The organism is Kitasatospora sp. NPDC058115 (assembly GCF_042884635.1).
Lineage (GTDB): Bacteria > Actinomycetota > Actinomycetes > Streptomycetales > Streptomycetaceae > Kitasatospora.
Genome location: NZ_JBHVTL010000073.1, coordinates 1 through 1,031, shown reverse-complemented (window position 1 = coordinate 1,031; position 1,031 = coordinate 1). Strand labels below are relative to the sequence as shown.

General features: G+C 56.0%; 1 rRNA gene. It reads right to left on the bottom strand.

The annotated features are described in order from the left end of the window. Positions 1-2 precede the first annotated feature (2 nt). A 23S ribosomal RNA gene (locus tag ACFVVL_RS35380) occupies positions 3-1,031 on the bottom strand; the annotation flags it as partial.

The following is a 1,031-nucleotide window of genomic DNA, read 5'->3' as shown; positions in this document are numbered from 1 at the left end:
CTGAGGACAAGCCCTCGGCCTATTAGTACCGGTCAACTCCACCCCTCACAGGGCTTCCATATCCGGCCTATCAACCCAGTCGTCTACTGGGAGCCTTACCCTCTCAAGGAGGTGGGAGTGCTCATCTCGAAGCAGGCTTCCCGCTTAGATGCTTTCAGCGGTTATCCCTCCCGAACGTAGCCAACCAGCCATGCCCTTGGCAGAACAACTGGCACACCAGAGGTTCGTCCGTCCCGGTCCTCTCGTACTAGGGACAGCCCTTCTCAACACTCCTACGCGCACAGCGGATAGGGACCGAACTGTCTCACGACGTTCTAAACCCAGCTCGCGTACCGCTTTAATGGGCGAACAGCCCAACCCTTGGGACCTACTCCAGCCCCAGGATGCGACGAGCCGACATCGAGGTGCCAAACCATCCCGTCGATATGGACTCTTGGGGAAGATCAGCCTGTTATCCCCGGGGTACCTTTTATCCGTTGAGCGACGGCGCTTCCACAAGCCACCGCCGGATCACTAGTCCCTACTTTCGTACCTGCTCGACCCGTCAGTCTCACAGTCAAGCTCCCTTGTGCACTTACACTCAACACCTGATTGCCAACCAGGCTGAGGGAACCTTTGGGCGCCTCCGTTACCCTTTAGGAGGCAACCGCCCCAGTTAAACTACCCACCAGACACTGTCCCTGATCCGGATCACGGACCCAGGTTAGACATCCAGCACGACCAGAGTGGTATTTCAACGACGACTCCACCATGACTGGCGTCACGGCTTCAAAGTCTCCCACCTATCCTACACAAGCCGAACCGAACACCAATATCAAGCTATAGTAAAGGTCCCGGGGTCTTTCCGTCCTGCTGCGCGAAACGAGCATCTTTACTCGTAATGCAATTTCACCGGGCCTATGGTTGAGACAGTCGAGAAGTCGTTACGCCATTCGTGCAGGTCGGAACTTACCCGACAAGGAATTTCGCTACCTTAGGATGGTTATAGTTACCACCGCCGTTTACTGGCGCTTAAGTTCTCAGCTTCGCCC